Here is a 17,732-nt window from a genome sequence, read left to right on the forward strand (position 1 = left end):
GAGCACCGCTAAGCGGCTGGAAGCTTGAAGACAATTTCTGACTTCGAGCTGCGAGCTGCGAGCTGCGAGCTTCGAGCGGCGGAGCCCCGGGTCTTCTAGCTTAGAGGCCGGCGGTTTCGCGGATCAGTTTGAACAGTTTGCGAGCATTCGTCGGCGGTTTCTCGCGCTGGCGCTCGCTTCTGGCGTTGCGGATGAGTTGCCGCAGCGTCTGGCGGTCGACCTCGGGATATTCAGCGATGAAGGTCTCCAGCGCGTCCGCGCTGTCGTCCTCGATGAGCCGGTCGCGCCAGTGCTCGAGACGATGAAAGGCGTTATCGCGTTGTAAGCTTTCTTGCTCGATGGCGTCGAACGTGGCCTGAATGGCCGCAAGGTCTTCACGGCGCATGACCTTGCCCACGTATTGCATGTGGCGACGCCGCCCTTCGCGGGAGCGGATACGCGAGGTTTCCTCGACCGCGAAGCGCATGTCGTCGGAAAGCGGTAGGCGTGCGCGTTCGGCATCACTCATGGCGATGATGCGCTCGCCCAGTGCTTGCAGGGCTTTCATCTCGTTCTTGCGTTGGGTCTTGCTGGGATATCCCGCCTCTTCATCGTGCGGGTCGGGGAGATCGATCGACATTGCATTACCATCATGCTTCGGGGATGACCGTGCAGTATATCAGGCTTCCTCGACAATCCTACCGAGCCCTTGAGCAGTGTCTCGGGCCTTATGAGTACAGGAGTAGACCATGAGCCAGGCCTTCGATGCTGTAGAGCAGCAAGCACGCTTGGAGGCACGCGTCGCGCAGGCCTTGGAATTGGCCAAGCGATTGGGCGCCGATGCGTGCGAAGTGGGCGCCAGCGTGGACCAAGGGATCGAGGTCGGTGTACGCCTGGGTGACGTGGAAAACGTCGAGCTATCCCGCGATCAGGGGATCGCAGTGACCGTTTACGTGGGGCAGCGCAAGGGCAGCGTATCGACATCCGACGCGAGCGATGAATCCTTGCGTGCGGTGGTAGAGAAAGCGTTGGATATCGCGCGCTATACGGCGGAGGATCCGGCCTCGGGCTTGGCCGATGCGGCGCTGATGGCGACGGAATTGCCGGATCTCGGCGTCCATTACCCCTGGTCGCTGAGCACCGACGATGCCATCGAGCTGGCACTGGCTTGCGAGTCCGCCGGTCGCGGGGTCGAGGGTATCGCCAATTCCGAGGGTGCGAGCCTCTCCAGTGGTGAAGGTGTGCGCGTTTACGGCAATAGCCATGGATTTCTGGGCAGTCAGCGCGGAAGCCGCCACTCGCTGTCGTGCATGTTGATCGCCGGTCAGGGGGCGGACATGCAGCGCGATTACGATTATACCTCGGTACGCAATCCGGCGGACTTGGAATCACCCGAAGTCGTGGGGCGGCGTGCCGCCGAGAAGACGTTAGCCCGGTTGGGGGCGGCCTCACCGGCGACAGGACGAATGCCGGTGCTCTTTGCTCCCGAGCTGGCCAGCGGCCTGGTGGGAAGTTTCATGGGCGCCATCGCCGGGGGCGCCTTGTATCGCGAGGCATCTTTCCTGTGCGGTCAGTTGGGTGAGACGATCTTTCCTGAATGGTTCACTCTGCGTGAACGGCCTCGCGAATATGGCGCCATGGCGAGCACGGCCTTCGATAACGATGGCGTGGCCACGCGCGATAACGTATTCCTCGACCAGGGGCGCTTGGCGAGTTACATGCTCTCGACGTATAGCGCACGGCGACTGGGAATGACCACGACCGGCAATGCCGGCGGTGCACGCAACCTGCGTATCGACGCGCCTCTCGTCTCGCGGGATGAATTGCTCGCGCAGATGGGGCGCGGCGTACTCGTTACCGAGTTGATGGGGCAGGGCGTCAATGGCGTGACAGGTGATTATTCACGCGGTGCATCGGGATTCTGGGTCGAGGATGGCAAGATTCAGCATCCCGTCGAGGAGTTCACCATTGCCGGCAACTTGCGCGATATGTTCGCCAATCTTCAAGGTGTGGGTAGCGATATCGATACGCGGGGCAGTGTACACACCGGAAGTTGGCTGATCGATGACATGACGGTAGCGGGCGAGTAAAGCGCTCGGCGACGCGGAACCTCGGTGCCGCGTCGTCATTGCCTTATGTTGTGATGGCGCGGCGTTCGTCGCGCCTCAATAAAACGCGGCGGCCAGCCCCAGGAACGCGACGAAGCCGACGACATCGGTGATCGTCGTCAAGAGCACGCCTCCCGAGAGCGCTGGATCGATCTTAAGGCGTTTGAGCAGCACGGGAATAACGGTGCCGGCCAGCGCGGCGACGGTCAGGTTGATGACCATCGCCAAGGCGATGATGCCGCCTAGTTTGTAGTCGTCGAAGCGCACGATAGCGACCAAGGCTACGATCACGGCCCATAGCACCCCGTTCATCATCCCCGAGAGCATTTCGCGGACTAGCAGCCACTGCACGTTGGCGCCGCCGACGTGCCCCAGGGCAATCCCACGAATCAGCACCGTCAGCGTCTGTGATCCGGCGATACCACCCATGCTGGAGACGATGGGCATCAAGACGGCCAGCGCGGTGATTTGCTGAATGGTCGATTCGAAGATGCCGATAGCGAACGATACGATGGTCGCCGCGATCAGGTTGATGCCCAGCCACACGGCACGTCGGCGCCCGGTGCGCCACGCCGGCGCGAAGGTGTCCTCGTCCTCGTCGAGGCCGGCCATGCTCATGACCTGATGCTCGGCATCCTCGCGAATGACGTCGACCACGTCGTCGATGGTAATACGGCCCAGCAGGGCGCCGTCGGTGCTCACCACCGGCGCCGAAATAAGATCGAATTTCTCGAACAGGCTGGCGACCTCGGTGTCCGCGGCCGTGGCCTGCACCGAGGCAAAATCGGTGTTCATGACCTCGCGGACCAAGATCGAAGGGTCGGACACCAACAGCAAATTGAGCGGTAGGGTGCCGATCAGTTCGTCGCGTCGGGTGACGACGAGCAGCGTATCGGTGGAGTCGGGCAGTTTCTCGTGTCGACGTAGATAACGCAGCACCACGTCCAGGGTGATATCCGGGCGAATGGTGATGGTATCGGTATTCATCAAGCCGCCGGCGGTGTCCTCGGGATAGGACAGCACGGTCTCGATCCGCTGGCGTTCTTGCGCCTCCATGGCTTGCAAGACTTCGTGAATGACCGTGTTGGGCAAGCGTTGCAGCAGGTCGGCGAGGTCGTCGACGTCGAGCCCTTCGGTCGCCGAGACGAGCTGTTCGGCGTCCATGCGGCTCAGGAACTCGCTCTGGATATCGTCGCCCAAGTATTGCAGGACATCGCCTTGCAAGTCGGGTTCGACTAGCTCCCAAAGCACATTGCGCTCACGCGGCGGCGTCGACTCGAGCAGGTGAGCGACGTCGACCGGTGCCAGACCACGATTGAGCATGCGGCGCGCTTGGTCCAACGCACCGCTTTCCAAGGCCTCGCTGAGGCGGTCCAGCCGGGGCTGTAATTGCTTGTGATTGGGGCTCATGGGGAATCGGCATCCTTTGTCGATTCTAGGGCGAGGCTTCATTCTAACATTGCTTTGGGAAGGCGCGAACACTGTTCGCTAATCAAACATCCTCCTCGAAGCGTGCCTCGAACAAGGCAGTGAGGGCCTTGAGTACCTCCTCGGCATCGTCGCCCTCGGCTTGAATGTCGAGTTCGGTCCCGCAGGGAGCCGCTAGCATGAGCAGTGACATGATATTGGTGGCATCCGCTTCACGCTGGCCATGGAAGACGCAGACGCGTGCCGCGTAAGATTGGCAGCATTGCACGAGCTTGGTCGCGGCGCGTGCGTGGAGGCCGCGCTTGTTGATGAGTTGCAGTTTACGACGCGGCATCGCCATTCTCCGGCAATGCTGCTTGCACGCCCAGTTCACGATGACGTAGGCGCACCCCACTCATTTGCGTCGCAAAATATCGAGCTAGCCCTTCGATCAGGTATACCGAACGGTGCTGGCCACCGGTGCAGCCGATCGCCACGGTCAAATAGCTGCGATTGCTGGCAACATAGGCAGGGAGCCAGCGTTCCAGCCACTGACGTATATCGTCGGCCATGGCGTGAACGTCGGGGTAAGCTTCGAGAAACGTGACGATTTGTGAATCACGACCGTCGAAGCCGCGTAGTTGAGGATCCCAGTAAGGATTGGGCAGACAGCGAGCATCGAACACCATGTCGGCGTCCAGCGGGACACCGCGTTTGTAGCCGAACGACTCGAACGTCAAGGTCAGGTGTCGACCGCTATGGCGTGCAACCTGCTCGGCGATGCGGCCACGCAGTTCATGCACCGACTGGTTGGAGGTGTCGATGACCAAATCGGCGATATCGCGAATCGACGAAAGGTAGGTCTGTTCTTGTTCGATGGCTTCGGCGAGCGTCATTTCGCTGGTTCGCGTCAGCGGATGACGACGGCGTGTCGCTGAGTAGCGTTCCAGCAGTATGCGCGAGTCGGCGGTCAGATAAACGACCTGGCACTGAATACCTCGGGCGCGGATCTCTTCAAGCAGCACTGGAAAGCGTCTCAGGGCGTCGGGAAGATTGCGTGCGTCGATACTGACCGCGATATGCGTGCGTGACGGCGGGCCTTCACGCAGCTCATCGATCAGGGGTGCCATGAGACTGGCCGGCAGGTTGTCGATCGCGTAGTAGCCGAGATCCTCGAGTGCTTGCAGGGCAATCGATTTGCCGGAGCCGGAACGGCCGCTGATGATCACGAGCTGCATGGGCGCCCCTTGTGTTGCGCGAGTATCCGTGTACGCGAGTGTCAGTTTTCGCTGGTATCGTGCTGGCGGATGGCCTCGATCAGAGTGTCGTAGAGCTGCCGCTGGGTCTGTGCCTGGCGTAGCTTGGTACGGATGGCGCTATCGTTCATGATGGCGGCAACCTGGGCAAGCAACGACAAATGCGCATCATCGGCTTCTTCTGGCACTAGCAGGACGAAGATCAGGTCGACGGGGTCGCCATCGGTGGCATCGAAGTCGATGGGCTCCTGCAGGCGTAGAAAGCCGGCAATCGGCTCCTTGCAATGCGGATTACGCGCATGCGGGATAGCGACGCCATTGCCGATACCGGTACTGCCCAATCGTTCGCGGCCGATGAGACGTCCGAAAACTTCCTGGCTATCGAGGCTAGGTGTGTTCTGTGCGATGAAGGTGCTGAAAAATTCCAGCACGCGCTTCTTGCTCCCCCCGGCAACGCCGAAGAGTGCGCGCTCGGGGGGTAGAATGCTTTCCAATATCATGGCGAATTAACGGGCACCGGCGCCCTGAGCGCGTGCCTGCACCTTTTCCTTGTGTTTGACGAGCTGACGGTCGAGCTTGTCGGTTAGGGCGTCGATAGCGGCGTACATGTCGTCGCTTTGCGTATCGGCATGCAGGTCCGCGCCTGCGGCATGAAGCGTGCATGCAGCCAGGTGACGTTCCTTCTCGATGGATAACGTGACCTGGACGGTGGTGATGTTGTCATAGTGGCGTTCCAGACGCGCGAGCTTTTCATTGACGTAGTCGCGTAGAGCATCGGTCAATTCGATGTGATGACCGGTGATATTGGCTTGCATTGCACGCTCCTATTCCATCGGTTGGCACTTCGATTGTAACCCTTTTTAGAGCGCTGCATAGCCCTAGACAAGCGCTGGATAACGAAGGCCGCGGCGAGTCTACGCAGCGTGGCCGATACGTGCAATCCGCCCGCTTTCAGGCGAGTCGCTTGCGCTCGCTGGAGGAGGGGATGCCCATCGCTTCGCGGTACTTGGCCACAGTGCGTCGTGCGACCGGAATGCCGTCCTGAGCCAGTAGGTCGACGAGTTTGCTATCGGATAGAGGTTTGCGTGGTGGCTCGTCGCCGATCAATTTCTTCAAGCGTGCACGAATCGCCGTGCTGGAATGGGCGTCGGTTTCGCCTTGTCCCCCGACGTGGCTGGAAAAGAAATACTTGAGCTCAAATACGCCGCGTGGGGTATGAATGAATTTCTGCGTGGTGACGCGGGAGATGGTCGACTCGTGCATGTCCACTGCGCCGGCTATATCCGCCAGGATCAACGGCTTCATGGCTTCCTCGCCACGTTCGAGGAAATCGAGCTGGCGCGCCATGATCTCCTGACCCACGCGCAGCAAGGTATCGTTACGGCTCGATAGGCTCTTGAGTAGCCATTTGGCTTCTTGCAGGTGCTGTTTGAGGAAGGTGTTGTCGTCGCTCTTGTCGGCGCGCTTGATGAGTGCGGCGTAATCCGGCTGTATGCGCACGCGAGGCAAGGCCTCGGGATTGAGCTCAATGCGCCAATCCTGTCGGATGCGCCGTGCGACGAGGTCGGGGATGACATAATCGTTGCTGCTGTCCTCGAAGGCGAGCCCAGGGCGTGGGTCGAGCGACCGAATGAGGGCAATGACGTGATCGAGCTCCTCTTCGTCGAGGCGCAGCCGGCGTTTGAGCAACTTGCGGTCGTTTCCCGCGAGAGCGTCGAGGAACTGGCGTACCAGTCGCTTGGCTTGAGTCAGCAGCGGCATGTCTTCGGGGAGGGCGCCGAGCTGCAATAACAGGCACTCACGTAGATCGCGGGCGCCGACCCCGGTGGGATCGAACTGCTGTACGCGCATCATGACGTGTTCGATATCGCCGACCTTGAGGCCCGACAGGCCTTGGCTGCGCAAACCGTCGACAAGCTCGTCGAGGGGCAGGGTGAGATAGCCGTCGGCACCCATGGCATCGATCAGACTTTCGGCAATATCATGTTCGCGCGGTGTCATATCGGCCATGGCGAGTTGCCAGGCCAAATGGTCGTGAAGACTGGTATGCGCGGTATTGCGATCTATATCGGGACCTTCCTCGCTGCTGCCGCCGCCCGTCAGTGATGAGGGGCCTGCATCCTGGTAGGTATCACTCCATTCGCTATCCAGTGACAGATTCTCGGGGATGTCGCTCGTCCAATCATCTTCCTGCTGCGTTTCGCTAACCTCGCGCTCTTCGAAGTCCTCCTCAAGCTCTAGCATGGGGTTGGAGTCCAGTGCTTGCTGGATCTCCTGTCGCAAATCCAGCGTTGAAAGCTGCAAGAGCTGAATGGCTTGCTGTAACTGGGGCGTCATCGTCAGCTGTGTGCCGACGCGAAGCTGCAAGGTAGGTTTCATGGACATGGAGAATTGATCGTCGCTTCCTGAAACGGTGTCCGTACGTTATCTCGCGACGATGCTACTTGCAAGAATGGAAGCAACAATCATGCCATTTATATAAGCGCACGGCGGTTCCAGTAGCTTGCGTTTAAAGCCGGAACTCATGGCCGAGGTAGACGTCGCGTACTTTCTGATTGGCGAGTATAGCCTCGGCATGGCCTTCGGCGATGATCTGGCCGTTGCCGACGATATAGGCGTTGTCACAGATATCCAGGGTTTCGCGTACGTTGTGGTCGGTAATCAAGACGCCGATATCGCGATCGCGCAATTGGCGGATGATGCTCTTTATCTCTCCAACGGAGATTGGGTCGACCCCGGCGAAGGGTTCGTCGAGTAGGATGAAAGCGGGCTCGGTGGCCAGAGCGCGGGCGATCTCTACGCGACGACGTTCGCCCCCGGACAGGCTCATGCCGGGATTGTCGCGGATGTGGGTGACGTGAAACTCTTCTAGGAGGCGTTCGAGTTGCGCCTTGCGCGCGGCCTTGTCGAGATCGCGGCGCGTCTCGAGAATTGCCATGATGTTGTCGGCAACCGAGAGCTTGCGAAAGATCGATGCTTCCTGGGGAAGATAGCCGATACCGGCGCGAGCGCGTTCGTGCATGGCCGCTTGCGACAGGTTGCGCTCGTCGATGTGTACGCTGCCGGCATCGGCGCCTACCAGCCCGACAATCATGTAGAACGAGGTAGTCTTGCCGGCGCCATTAGGGCCGAGCAGGCCGACAATGCTGCCCTGACGTATGGTCAGGCTGATGTCATGCACCACGCGGCGGCCCTTGTAGCTCTTGGCGAGGTTGGCGGCACTCAGGGTCTTCATGGGCGTCGGGTCCTACCTAACTGGGATGAGTGAATACGAGACACGGTGACTACTCGCTGTCGCGAGGCGTCAGGGTCATGCGAACGCGCTGGTCACTCTCGCCGTCATCGTCGGAGCGAGCCTGTACCTGGCGGCGATCGAGGAAGTATTCGACATAGGCGCCATTGAAGGTATCTCGGGCTTGGTGCAACTCGGCATTGTCGATGAGTTCCACACGACGCTCGGCGGCATGATAGATCACCGTATCGCCCCAGCCCTTGGCCACGGGTTCGTCCGGTGCAGGTTTTTGTTCGAGATAGGCACGCTCGCCACCGCCGCCATGAGCGGTGACCGTGGAGACTTCACCCTGCGCGTTGCGTTCGATTTCCACGCGCGCGGCCGTCAGTTGCATGCTGCCTTGTTGCATATCGACGTCGCCGGTGTAGACCGCGGTGCCGGCGTTATCGTCGAGATCGAGCTGATCGGCGGCGATCTCGATAGGCTGGCTGGCATCGCTTTCCAGTGCTAGCGCCGTGTGACTGGCGAGCCCTAGCGCGGCGCATGCCAGCGCCGTCGTCAATGGTCGTGTCCTCATGATTCGTCCTCGGCAAGCTGTGGATGGTGGCCTCGCACATCACCGCTCAGACGCGCTTGATCGGTGTCGATCCAGGCATCGAAGCGATTGCCGCGCACGCGCTGCTCATGCTGCCGCAACACGGCCTCGGTGTCACTCCAGGCGTGGCCTTCGCTGGATTGGTAGTACAGCACGTCGGTGTCGAGGCGCCAGCCCTGCTCGGGTTGTACGAGCTGGGCGTTTCCGGTCAGGGTGAGTAAATCGCGTTGCGGCCCCAGGCTTCCCTTGTCGCCGGCGATGTCCCACTTGCGTCCCGCCTCGTCACGTACCTTGGCCTTTGGTGAGTCAGCGCGAATGACGTCGTCGACAGGGGTATGCACGAGGCGCGGCGATTTAAGCGTTTGATGGGGAATGCCTTGCGCGTTGAAGCGCGTCATGGTGACGCCTTCGAGGTAGTAATCGGGCTCGCCCGCGTCATCGCTAGGGACGGGGCCCGGGGAAGAAGAGTCGCGTTGCTCGACGATGGCTAGGCCGATACCCAGGACTATCAGTACTAGCAATAGTCCCAGTCGTGCCCATTTGCGAGAAGACAGAAAAGTCGGCATGACGCGATTCATCCTTGGCCATCGAGATAGGGCGCGAGACAAGCATCCCACCGTCCCTGGCAGCTCAGCAAGGCGTCGCAGATTTCGCGCACCGCGCCTTGGCCGCCCGAGCGCGAGGGAACCCAGTCGGCGTGTGCACGGACGTAATCCGGGGCGTTGTTCACACTCAGGCCGAGCCCGGCGGCGCGAATCGCGGCCAGGTCAGGCAAGTCGTCGCCACAGTAGGCGACGGCGTTCAGCGGTAGGCCGAGCTGTGCGCACAAGGCGGTCAGCGCCACTAGTTTGTCCTCGCGACCTTGTGCGACGTGGGCGATGCCAAGCGCCTCGGCGCGCCGGCTAACCATGGGCGACTCACGCCCGGTGATCAATGCCACGGCGACGCCATTTTGTTGCAGCAGTTTGATGCCGAGGCCGTCGAGGATGTTGAAGCTCTTGGTTTCCTGGCCATCGCTTTGAAAGTGCAGCGTGCCGTCAGTGAGTACGCCGTCCACGTCCAAGGCCAGGAGTCGGATACGGCGAGCCTTGTCGCGCCAATCGTCGGAATATGTCATGGGCTCCTCAAATGACGCCGCTAACCAATAGGTCGTGCATGTGCAGCGCGCCGACCGGTCGGCCTTCGTCGTTGACCACGGCGAGCGCCGTGATGCGGTTATCTTCCATGATCTTGACGGCCTCGGCGGCGAGTAGTTCCGGTCGGATCGTCTTGCCGCCATGGGTCATGACGTCATCGACGCGCAGACGGCGCAGGTCGTCGTGTCGGTCGAGAGTGCGCCGCAGGTCGCCATCAGTATAAATGCCAACTAGGTAACCGGCGTCATCGATCACGCAAGTAAAGCCCAAGCCCTGACGGGTGATCTCCAGCAGGGCGTCGCGTAGCGGGCTGCCCAGTGTGACACATGGCAGGCGCTCGCCATGATGCATGAGATCTTCGACCCTGAGCAGCAGGCGTCGCCCTAGGCTGCCGCCGGGGTGTGATAGGGCGAAGTCCTCGGCGGTGAAACCGCGCGCCTCGAGCAGGGCCACTGCCAGGGCATCGCCCATGGCCAGCGCGGCGGTTGTCGAGGTGGTCGGCGCGAGATCGAGGGGGCAGGCCTCGCGGGCCACGGCGGTATCCAAATGTGCTTCGGCGTGACGTGATAGCGTCGAGCCGGCGCGCCCGGTCATGCTGACCAGAGGGGCGCCCATGCGCTTGAGAAGCGGCAATAGTGCTGTGACCTCGGCCGTCTCGCCCGAGTTGGAGAGTGCCAGGACGACGTCACGGGACGTGATCATACCCATGTCGCCGTGGCTGGCCTCGCCAGGGTGGACGAAGAAGGCCGGCGTGCCGGTACTGGCCAGCGTCGCCGCGATCTTGCGGGCGACGTGCCCGGATTTACCCATGCCGGTGACAACGACACGTCCTTCGCAGGCTAGGAGCAATCGACAGGCGTGGTCGAAGGCCTCATCGAGGCGTTCGACCAAAGCGGCGATGGCTTGCGATTCAAGTGTCAGCGTGCGTCGCGCGCTAGCTCGATAATCGTAATCGGTAACAGTGTTCATGGTAGTGATTGTTGCCCTTAGCGGCCTTGGGCTCAAGCATCGCTGACTCCTGGGGAGTGGCGAGCGAATTGGGGCGCTCATTAAACGCACTCGCCGAGAGTGTTGCAAGGTGAGGCTGGCGGTGATCGCTAGAGTTAGGATACGATGTTCGATAATTATCGAGACGTGGATGAGCGTTACGTGACTGACACGACCCTGGTCGACGTCGAGGGGTTGCATTTCTCGCGGGGCGAGAATGACATCTTCCGTGGCGTCGATCTGCGTATTCCTAAAGGCAAGATTACCGCGGTCATGGGCCCTAGCGGGACGGGTAAGACGACGCTGCTCAAGTTGATCGGTGGTCAGCTAGTGCCGGATTCCGGACGCGTGTGCATCGACGGAGAAGATGTGCACGGTCTGTCTCGACGTGCGTTGTTTCGGATGCGCCGTCGCATGGGCATGCTGTTCCAGAGTGGGGCGCTGTTTTCGGACCTGAGCGTTTTCGAGAACGTGGCCTTTCCACTGCGCGTGCATACCGACCTGCCGGAAGCCATGGTGCGCGATATCGTGCTGATGAAGCTTCAGGCGGTGGGCTTGCGTGGTGCGCGTAACTTGTCGCCGGCGGAACTGTCCGGCGGCATGGCCAGGCGCGTGGCGCTAGCGCGTGCGGTGGCGCTCGATCCTGAACTGGTGCTCTACGACGAGCCTTTCGTCGGCCAGGATCCGATTTCAATGGGTGTGCTGGTGCAACTGATCAAGACGGTCAACCAAGCCCTGGGATTGACTGCGGTCATCGTCTCGCACGATATCAAGGAGACGCTTTCCATCGCCGATTACGTGTATATCATCGCCGACGGCCAGGTCATGGCCCATGGCACGCCGCAAACGCTGGACGTCAATCGCGACGCGCGCGTCAAGCAATTCGTGCATGGCGAGCCCGATGGTCCAGTGCCATTTCATTACCCGGCGCCCGATTTTTATCGCGACATCCTGGCCACCAAGGGGGAACGTCCATGATTCGTCCTATCGCGTCGCTTGGACGGGGTACGCTCGAAGGGCTGAGTGCCTTGGGTCGGGCAGCGATGTTCCTGGCCCAGTCGGCGGTGGGCATTCCTTCTCGCGAAGGGTGGCACTTGTGGCTGCGTCAGATGCACTTCATCGGTGTCATGTCGTTGGCGATCGTGCTGGTGTCGGGGCTATTCATCGGCATGGTGCTAGGCCTGCAGGGCTACACCATTCTGGTCGGTTTCGGCGCGGAGGATGCGCTGGGGCAGATGGTGGCGTTGTCGCTACTGCGTGAACTCGCGCCGGTGGTGGCGGCGTTGCTGTTCGCGGGGCGCGCCGGTTCGGCGCTGACCGCCGAGATCGGGCTCATGAAAGCGACCGAGCAGTTGACCAGCATGGAAATGATCGGAATCGATCCGCTGCGGCGTATCGTGGCGCCGCGCCTCTGGGCGGGATTTATCTCGATGCCGTTGCTGACCGTGGGATTCAGTGTGGTCGGTATCTGGGGTGGTTACCTGGTCGGCGTCCAGTGGTTGGGTGTGTTCGACGGTTCCTACTGGAGCAACATGCAGAGCAGTGTCGCGTTCGTCGACGATATTCTCAACGGCATGCTCAAGAGTGTGGTGTTCGGTCTCGTCGTTACATGGATTGCGGTGTTTCAGGGATATGACCTGATCCCGACGTCGGAAGGCATCTCGCGGGCGACGACCCGCACGGTAGTCTATTCGTCCCTGGCGGTGCTCGGATTGGATTTCGTGCTGACCGCGCTGATGTTTGGAGAACTTGGATGAAGCGCAGCAAGATGATGGAGTTCGGCGTGGGGTTGTTCGTCCTGGCCGGAATTTTAGGCATGGTGTTTCTTGGCTTGCGAGTCAGTGGCATCAGTCTTGGCGTACCGCAGGACACATTCACGCTGCAGGCCAATTTCGCCAACATCGGCGGACTCAAGTCGGGCTCTAGAGTTGCCATGGCAGGTGTGACCATCGGGCGCGTCAGCGACGTTGAGCTCGACCCTGAATGGCTCGATGCCCGCGTGACCATGGAGCTAGAAGAGGATCTTGAGGGCAAGATCTCGCGGGACAGCACGGCGTCGATTCTCACCTCGGGGTTGTTGGGTGAGCAATATGTCGGCCTGAGCGTGGGAGGCGATCCCGAGATGCTCAAGGAAGGCGACACTATCCGCGATACCCAGCAAGCGCTGGTGCTGGAGCAATTGATTCAGCAGTTCGTGTCGAACATGACAAGCGATTGAGCCAAGGAGGTTCCCATGACATCAAGGCAATTCACACCCCGGCGCTCCAGCCTCTGTGCACTATTGCTGTCGGTCTTGTGGTGCGTGGCCTTCACGGCACAGGCACAGCAAGCGCCCCAGCAACTGATCGAAGACAACGTGGCAGCGTTGATGCAAAAGTTGGATGGGCGCAAGGATTATTACGCTGAGCATGAAAGCGAGCTTGAATCGCTGGTCGACGACAGCCTCGACGATGTGGCCGATTTTCGTTATATCGGCGCCAGCGTCATGGGTCGATATTTCAGTAATGCCTCGCCGGAGCAACGTTCGCGTTTCGTCGACACGTTCCGCAAGACGCTGATCGAGACTTATGCCAAAGGGTTGGTTACGTTCGATTACCGCGATATTCGGGTGCTCGATAATGATAGCGAGCAGCGCTATGAGGACCAGGCCAGCGTCGATATGGAAGTGGTCTCAAGCAATGGCGATGTTTATCCCGTGGTGTACACGCTGCATAAGCGCGACGGCGAGTGGCGTGTGATCAATGTTATCGTCAATGGCATCAATCTGGGGCTGACGTTCCGCAATCAGTTCGATCAGGCCATGCGCGACAACAATCGCGATATCGATGCGGTTATCGATGGGTGGGCGCCGGATGTCGCTACCGATGAGCTCGAAGCAGGCGGCGACGACGACCAATGAATGTCCTGCTCGAGCGAGACGATGCCCGGCTCGAAGTGCGCGACGAGCGTATTCTGAAAGTCGACGGCGAGGCGGATTTCGATAGTGCCGCCTCGTTGGCGGCCAAGGGGCGAGAGTGGTTGCAAAGCTTGCCGCGCGATGCCGAGGTCGAGTTCGATCTGACCGGTGTGAGCTGTGCCAGCAGTGCCGTGCTCAGTGTCCTGCTCGAGTGGCTGCGTTGCGCGCAGTCACACGGCGTGCATATCGTTCATGTAGCGCTGTCGTCTCCCTTGGCGCGGTTGACGGCCATGGCGGGATTGGATCCCTTGCTTCCCAGTGACGAGACGCGGGCCTCTTCGGCAACGTCATGACAGCGCGGGGCGTCGTCTCCAGGAGTTCTGCGTGCAAGCGGGCGTCGCCAACGGCGCCCGTTTTCTTTATCATGCCTGTTTGAAATCCCGACTCAATTACCGCACTCGTGCGTGTCACGCGCGTCGTGCCGTAGCACAGGAGCCAACGCCTTATGCAACCCAGCGACGTCAAGGCCCTACTCGAATCGCGTATCGACGATTGCCAGTTTCATATTCAAGGTGAAGGCTGCAATTTCCAGGTGGTCGCTGTCGGTGACGTTTTTGAGGGGCTCTCGCCGGTCAAGCGCCAGCAGCTGATTTATTCGGCGTTGTCAGATGAAATCGCCAGTGGCGCCCTACATGCCATCAGTATCAAGACCTACACCCCGTCCCAGTGGGAACAATCCCCTGAAAACGCGGGCGTCTAAGCACGGAATTTCATGGACAAATTGATCATTACCGGTAACGGGCCGCTCGACGGGGAAGTGTGGGCGAGTGGCGCCAAGAATTCCGCCCTGCCGATCCTGGCGGCGACCCTGTTGGCCGACGAGCCGGTGACTATCGGCAACCTGCCACATTTGCAGGATATCACCACCACGCTGGAGCTGTTGGGGCGCATGGGCGTCGAGCCGGTGATGGGCGACAAGATGAGCATTCAGCTCGACGGCTCTCAGGTGACGCACTGTCACGCGCCATACGAGCTGGTCAAGAAGATGCGCGCCTCGATCCTCGTGCTCGGCCCGCTGCTGGCGCATTTCGGCACCGCCGATGTGTCGTTGCCGGGGGGCTGCGCTATCGGCTCGCGTCCCGTCGACCTGCACCTGCGCGGACTCGAGGCCATGGGGGCGGAGATCCATGTCGACGGCGGTTACGTTCAGGCGCGCTGCGCCGGTCGCCTGAAAGGGGCGACGATCTTCTTCGATACCGTGACCGTGACCGGCACCGAGAACCTGCTGATGGCCGCGACGCTGGCCGACGGCACTACGGTACTCGAGAACGCGGCTCGCGAGCCGGAAGTGGTGGACCTCGCCGAGTGCCTGATCGCCATGGGCGCTCGGATTCATGGCCACGGCACGGATACGATCGTGGTAGAGGGCGTGCCGCGCCTACATGGATGTCATTACGATGTCATGCCGGATCGCATCGAAACGGGGACCTTCCTGGTGGCAGCCGCAGCAACCAGTGGCCGTGTCCGGGTACGTAACACACGTGCCGATACGCTGGAGGCCGTGCTCGCCAAGCTGGATGAAGCCGGAGCCCGCGTTGAGGTGGGCGATGGCTGGCTGGAGCTCGATATGCGGGGGCGGCGTCCACGGGCGGTCAATGTGCGGACTGCGCCTTACCCTGCGTTTCCCACTGACATGCAGGCCCAATTCGTTGCGCTCAACTGTGTCGCTGAAGGCTCGGGGACCGTCGTCGAGACGATCTTCGAAAACCGCTTCATGCATGTGCAGGAGCTCAACCGCATGGGCGCGCGGATCGCTTTGGAAGGTAACGCTGCGGTGATCACGGGCGTCGAACATCTCTCTGGTGCGCCGGTGATGGCCACCGACTTGCGGGCGTCGGCGAGCCTGGTCATTGCGGCCATGATGGCGGAAGGCGAAACGCAGGTGGATCGCATCTATCATATCGACCGCGGCTACGAATGCATCGAGGAGAAACTGCAATTGCTCGGTGCCAAGATTCGCCGCGTGCCGGGTTGATCGGCGGTTTCATTCTCCCGTTCCGCCATGATGGCGGAACGCCAAGTTCAATAGACGTGCCAACATCATGTCAAAGCAACTGATTCTGGCCCTGTCCAAAGGGCGTATATTGGAAGAAACGCTCCCGCTGTTGGCTGATGCGGGCGTAGAGCCGGCGGAAGACTTCGGCAAGAGCCGCAAGTTGCTGTTCGATACCAATCTTCCCGATGTCAAATTGGTCGTGATTCGCGCCGTCGATGTGCCGACGTACGTGCAACTCGGTGCCGCCGATGTCGGCGTGGCGGGCAAGGATACTTTGCTCGAGCACGGGGCCGAAGGGTTGTATGAGCCTCTGGATCTGGAAATATCGCGCTGCAAGTTGATGACGGCTGGTGTGGTCGGGGCGCAGCCGACCCATGCGCGGCGGCGGGTGGCCACCAAGTTCGTCAATGTGGCGCGTCGTTACTATGCCCGACAGGGGATTCAGGCCGAGGTGATCAAGCTCTACGGGGCCATGGAGTTGGCGCCTTTGATGAATCTGGCCGATGAGATCGTCGATATCGTCGATACCGGTAACACCTTGCGCGCCAATGGCATGGAGCCGCGCGAATTGATCGACGAGGTGAGTTCGCGACTGGTGGTCAACAAGGCCTCGATGACCATGAAGCATGAGCGGCTCAAGCCGCTGATCGAGCGCCTGGGTCGCGCGGTCGAGTCGCGGCGCGGTGAGACGCAGGCGTAAGAACACGAGAGGGCGAGATGACTGACAATGCCGTGAATGTGGCGCGTCTGAGCACCACACAAGACGATTTCGATACACGTATGACAGCGTTGCTGGCGTGGGAAGGTGTCTCCGACAAGCAGGTGGTCGAACGCGTCGAGGAGATCATCGATGCTGTGCGCTCGCGAGGCGATGCCGCAGTGATCGAATACACCAATCGCCTGGATCGCATGCAGGCGCGTGACATGAGTGAGTTGACGCTGGATGCAGCACGGTTGCGCGAGGCCTACGAGGGCTTGCCGGATGCACAGCGTGAGGCACTGGCACATGCCGCCGAGCGAATTCGTCTTTACCACCAGCGTCAGAAGCCTGAATCCTGGCAGTATACCGAGGCCGATGGCAGTGTGCTGGGCCAGAAGGTCACGCCGCTAGACCGCGCGGGTATCTATGTGCCGGGCGGTAAGGCTGCGTATCCGTCCTCGGTACTGATGAATGTCATTCCTGCGCATGTTGCCGGTGTGCGTGAAATCGTCATGGTGGTGCCGACTCCTGACGGGGTGCTCAATGACCTCGTGTTGGCGGCTGCGCATCTGGCAGGCGTCGATTATGTCTTCACCGTGGGCGGCGCTCAGGCCGTCGCGGCTCTAGCGTATGGTACTCAGAGCATCCCTCGCGTGGACAAGGTGGTCGGGCCGGGCAATATCTACGTGGCCACGGCCAAGCGTGCGGTGTTCGGACAGGTAGGGATCGACATGATCGCAGGGCCTTCCGAGATTCTGGTCGTGACCGATGGCGGGACGGACCCCGAGTGGCTGGCGATGGACCTGTTCTCGCAGGCCGAGCACGACGAGGATGCTCAGGCAATTCTCGTGGGCTGGGACGCAGCCCATCTCGATGCGGTTCACGCCGCCATCGAGCGTTTGCTGCCGACCATGGAACGCGAGGCGATCATCCGTGAGTCGTTGGCGTCACGCGGTGCCTTGATCCAATGCCGTGATCGTGATGAGGCGCTGACGATCATCAACCGCATTGCGCCCGAACACCTCGAACTATCGGTTGGTGACCCTGAGGCGATGGCAGAAGGCGTGCGTCACGCCGGCGCTATCTTCATGGGACGTTACACGGCGGAAGCGCTGGGCGATTACTGCGCCGGTCCCAATCATGTTTTGCCGACATCAGGTACTGCGCGTTTCTCCTCGCCTTTGGGCGTTTACGATTTTCAGAAACGCTCGTCGCTGATTCATTGTTCGCCGGAAGGCGCGGCCACTCTGGGGCGTACCGCCTCGGTATTGGCGCGAGGGGAGTCACTGACGGCGCATGCGCGTTCGGCGGAGAATCGTCTCGGCGATACCTGACGACGGTTGGCGCCTTCTGGGTCGTCTTCTCATGCCCCCATCGGTG

22 protein-coding genes are annotated in these 17,732 nt (G+C 60.8%); 10 read left to right on the forward strand and 12 right to left on the reverse strand.

Annotation, left to right across the window (positions count from 1 at the left end; genetic code table 11):
• Window positions 1-100 precede the first annotated feature (100 nt).
• Window positions 101-619 carry a ribosome biogenesis factor YjgA gene (yjgA, locus tag L1075_RS05085; RefSeq protein WP_246940524.1) on the reverse strand — a complete coding sequence of 173 codons (519 nt, stop codon included), beginning with the start codon at window positions 617-619 and terminating at the stop codon, window positions 101-103.
• Between the two features lie 109 nt (window positions 620-728).
• On the opposite strand from yjgA, the gene pmbA reads away from it, so the two are divergent.
• Complete coding sequence (gene pmbA / locus L1075_RS05090) at window positions 729-2,069, forward strand: metalloprotease PmbA (RefSeq protein WP_246940526.1); 1,341 nt, start codon at window positions 729-731, stop codon at window positions 2,067-2,069.
• Window positions 2,070-2,144: 75 nt separating this feature from the next.
• Here pmbA and mgtE read toward each other — a convergent pair whose 3' ends face one another.
• The 11 genes from mgtE to L1075_RS05145 form a co-directional block, all read right to left on the reverse strand.
• On the reverse strand, window positions 2,145-3,497 hold the full coding sequence (gene mgtE, locus L1075_RS05095) for a magnesium transporter (RefSeq protein ID WP_040241856.1): 1,353 nt from the start codon (window positions 3,495-3,497) through the stop codon (window positions 2,145-2,147).
• A gap of 82 nt (window positions 3,498-3,579) precedes the next feature.
• Complete coding sequence (locus L1075_RS05100; RefSeq protein ID WP_246940531.1) at window positions 3,580-3,849, reverse strand: HPr family phosphocarrier protein; 270 nt, start codon at window positions 3,847-3,849, stop codon at window positions 3,580-3,582.
• Window positions 3,836-4,732, reverse strand: coding sequence for an RNase adapter RapZ (gene rapZ / locus L1075_RS05105; RefSeq protein ID WP_246940532.1), 897 nt, complete (start codon window positions 4,730-4,732; stop codon window positions 3,836-3,838). The genes L1075_RS05100 and rapZ overlap by 14 nt, the downstream gene beginning before the upstream one ends.
• A gap of 41 nt (window positions 4,733-4,773) precedes the next feature.
• Window positions 4,774-5,250, reverse strand: coding sequence for a PTS IIA-like nitrogen regulatory protein PtsN (gene ptsN / locus L1075_RS05110; protein WP_246940536.1), 477 nt, complete (start codon window positions 5,248-5,250; stop codon window positions 4,774-4,776).
• Between the two features lie 6 nt (window positions 5,251-5,256).
• A complete protein-coding gene (gene hpf, locus L1075_RS05115) occupies window positions 5,257-5,565 on the reverse strand; it encodes a ribosome hibernation-promoting factor, HPF/YfiA family (RefSeq protein WP_040241842.1) in 309 nt (102 codons plus the stop codon).
• Between the two features lie 136 nt (window positions 5,566-5,701).
• On the reverse strand, window positions 5,702-7,135 hold the full coding sequence (locus tag L1075_RS05120) for an RNA polymerase factor sigma-54 (RefSeq protein ID WP_246940539.1): 1,434 nt from the start codon (window positions 7,133-7,135) through the stop codon (window positions 5,702-5,704).
• A gap of 124 nt (window positions 7,136-7,259) precedes the next feature.
• Window positions 7,260-7,985 carry an LPS export ABC transporter ATP-binding protein gene (gene lptB / locus L1075_RS05125; RefSeq protein WP_040241837.1) on the reverse strand — a complete coding sequence of 242 codons (726 nt, stop codon included), beginning with the start codon at window positions 7,983-7,985 and terminating at the stop codon, window positions 7,260-7,262.
• A gap of 49 nt (window positions 7,986-8,034) precedes the next feature.
• Window positions 8,035-8,559 (reverse strand): lipopolysaccharide transport periplasmic protein LptA, encoded by a 525-nt coding sequence (lptA, locus tag L1075_RS05130; RefSeq protein ID WP_040241835.1) that lies wholly within the window; start codon window positions 8,557-8,559, stop codon window positions 8,035-8,037.
• Window positions 8,556-9,143, reverse strand: a complete 588-nt coding sequence (gene lptC, locus L1075_RS05135) for an LPS export ABC transporter periplasmic protein LptC (protein WP_246940542.1) — start codon at window positions 9,141-9,143, stop codon at window positions 8,556-8,558. The genes lptA and lptC overlap by 4 nt, the downstream gene beginning before the upstream one ends.
• An 8-nt stretch (window positions 9,144-9,151) precedes the next feature.
• Window positions 9,152-9,694, reverse strand: a complete 543-nt coding sequence (locus L1075_RS05140; protein ID WP_040241832.1) for a KdsC family phosphatase — start codon at window positions 9,692-9,694, stop codon at window positions 9,152-9,154.
• A 7-nt stretch (window positions 9,695-9,701) separates the two neighbouring features.
• Window positions 9,702-10,682: a KpsF/GutQ family sugar-phosphate isomerase gene (locus tag L1075_RS05145; protein WP_246940544.1), complete on the reverse strand. Its 981-nt coding sequence runs from the start codon at window positions 10,680-10,682 to the stop codon at window positions 9,702-9,704.
• Window positions 10,683-10,826: 144 nt separating this feature from the next.
• On the opposite strand from L1075_RS05145, the gene L1075_RS05150 reads away from it, so the two are divergent.
• The 9 genes from L1075_RS05150 to hisD all read left to right on the forward strand — a co-directional run bounded on the left by L1075_RS05150 (window position 10,827) and on the right by hisD (window position 17,686).
• Window positions 10,827-11,678, forward strand: coding sequence for an ATP-binding cassette domain-containing protein (locus L1075_RS05150; protein ID WP_281504087.1), 852 nt, complete (start codon window positions 10,827-10,829; stop codon window positions 11,676-11,678).
• Window positions 11,675-12,457 (forward strand): lipid asymmetry maintenance ABC transporter permease subunit MlaE, encoded by a 783-nt coding sequence (mlaE, locus tag L1075_RS05155; protein WP_246940550.1) that lies wholly within the window; start codon window positions 11,675-11,677, stop codon window positions 12,455-12,457. The genes L1075_RS05150 and mlaE overlap by 4 nt, the downstream gene beginning before the upstream one ends.
• Window positions 12,454-12,918 (forward strand): outer membrane lipid asymmetry maintenance protein MlaD, encoded by a 465-nt coding sequence (gene mlaD, locus L1075_RS05160; protein WP_246940553.1) that lies wholly within the window; start codon window positions 12,454-12,456, stop codon window positions 12,916-12,918. The genes mlaE and mlaD overlap by 4 nt, the downstream gene beginning before the upstream one ends.
• 15 nt (window positions 12,919-12,933) lie before the next feature.
• Window positions 12,934-13,599 (forward strand): MlaC/ttg2D family ABC transporter substrate-binding protein, encoded by a 666-nt coding sequence (locus tag L1075_RS05165; protein ID WP_040241824.1) that lies wholly within the window; start codon window positions 12,934-12,936, stop codon window positions 13,597-13,599.
• On the forward strand, window positions 13,596-13,949 hold the full coding sequence (locus L1075_RS05170; protein ID WP_246940555.1) for an STAS domain-containing protein: 354 nt from the start codon (window positions 13,596-13,598) through the stop codon (window positions 13,947-13,949). The genes L1075_RS05165 and L1075_RS05170 overlap by 4 nt, the downstream gene beginning before the upstream one ends.
• A gap of 152 nt (window positions 13,950-14,101) precedes the next feature.
• Complete coding sequence (locus tag L1075_RS05175; RefSeq protein ID WP_040241820.1) at window positions 14,102-14,356, forward strand: BolA family protein; 255 nt, start codon at window positions 14,102-14,104, stop codon at window positions 14,354-14,356.
• Between the two features lie 12 nt (window positions 14,357-14,368).
• Window positions 14,369-15,631: a UDP-N-acetylglucosamine 1-carboxyvinyltransferase gene (gene murA, locus L1075_RS05180; protein WP_246894232.1), complete on the forward strand. Its 1,263-nt coding sequence runs from the start codon at window positions 14,369-14,371 to the stop codon at window positions 15,629-15,631.
• Window positions 15,632-15,698: 67 nt separating this feature from the next.
• Window positions 15,699-16,352: an ATP phosphoribosyltransferase gene (hisG, locus tag L1075_RS05185; RefSeq protein ID WP_246894231.1), complete on the forward strand. Its 654-nt coding sequence runs from the start codon at window positions 15,699-15,701 to the stop codon at window positions 16,350-16,352.
• Window positions 16,353-16,369: 17 nt separating this feature from the next.
• Complete coding sequence (hisD, locus tag L1075_RS05190; protein WP_246940559.1) at window positions 16,370-17,686, forward strand: histidinol dehydrogenase; 1,317 nt, start codon at window positions 16,370-16,372, stop codon at window positions 17,684-17,686.
• The last annotated feature ends 46 nt before the right edge of the window (window positions 17,687-17,732 follow it).

The organism is Chromohalobacter beijerinckii, from assembly GCF_023061185.1.
Lineage (GTDB): Bacteria > Pseudomonadota > Gammaproteobacteria > Pseudomonadales > Halomonadaceae > Chromohalobacter > Chromohalobacter beijerinckii.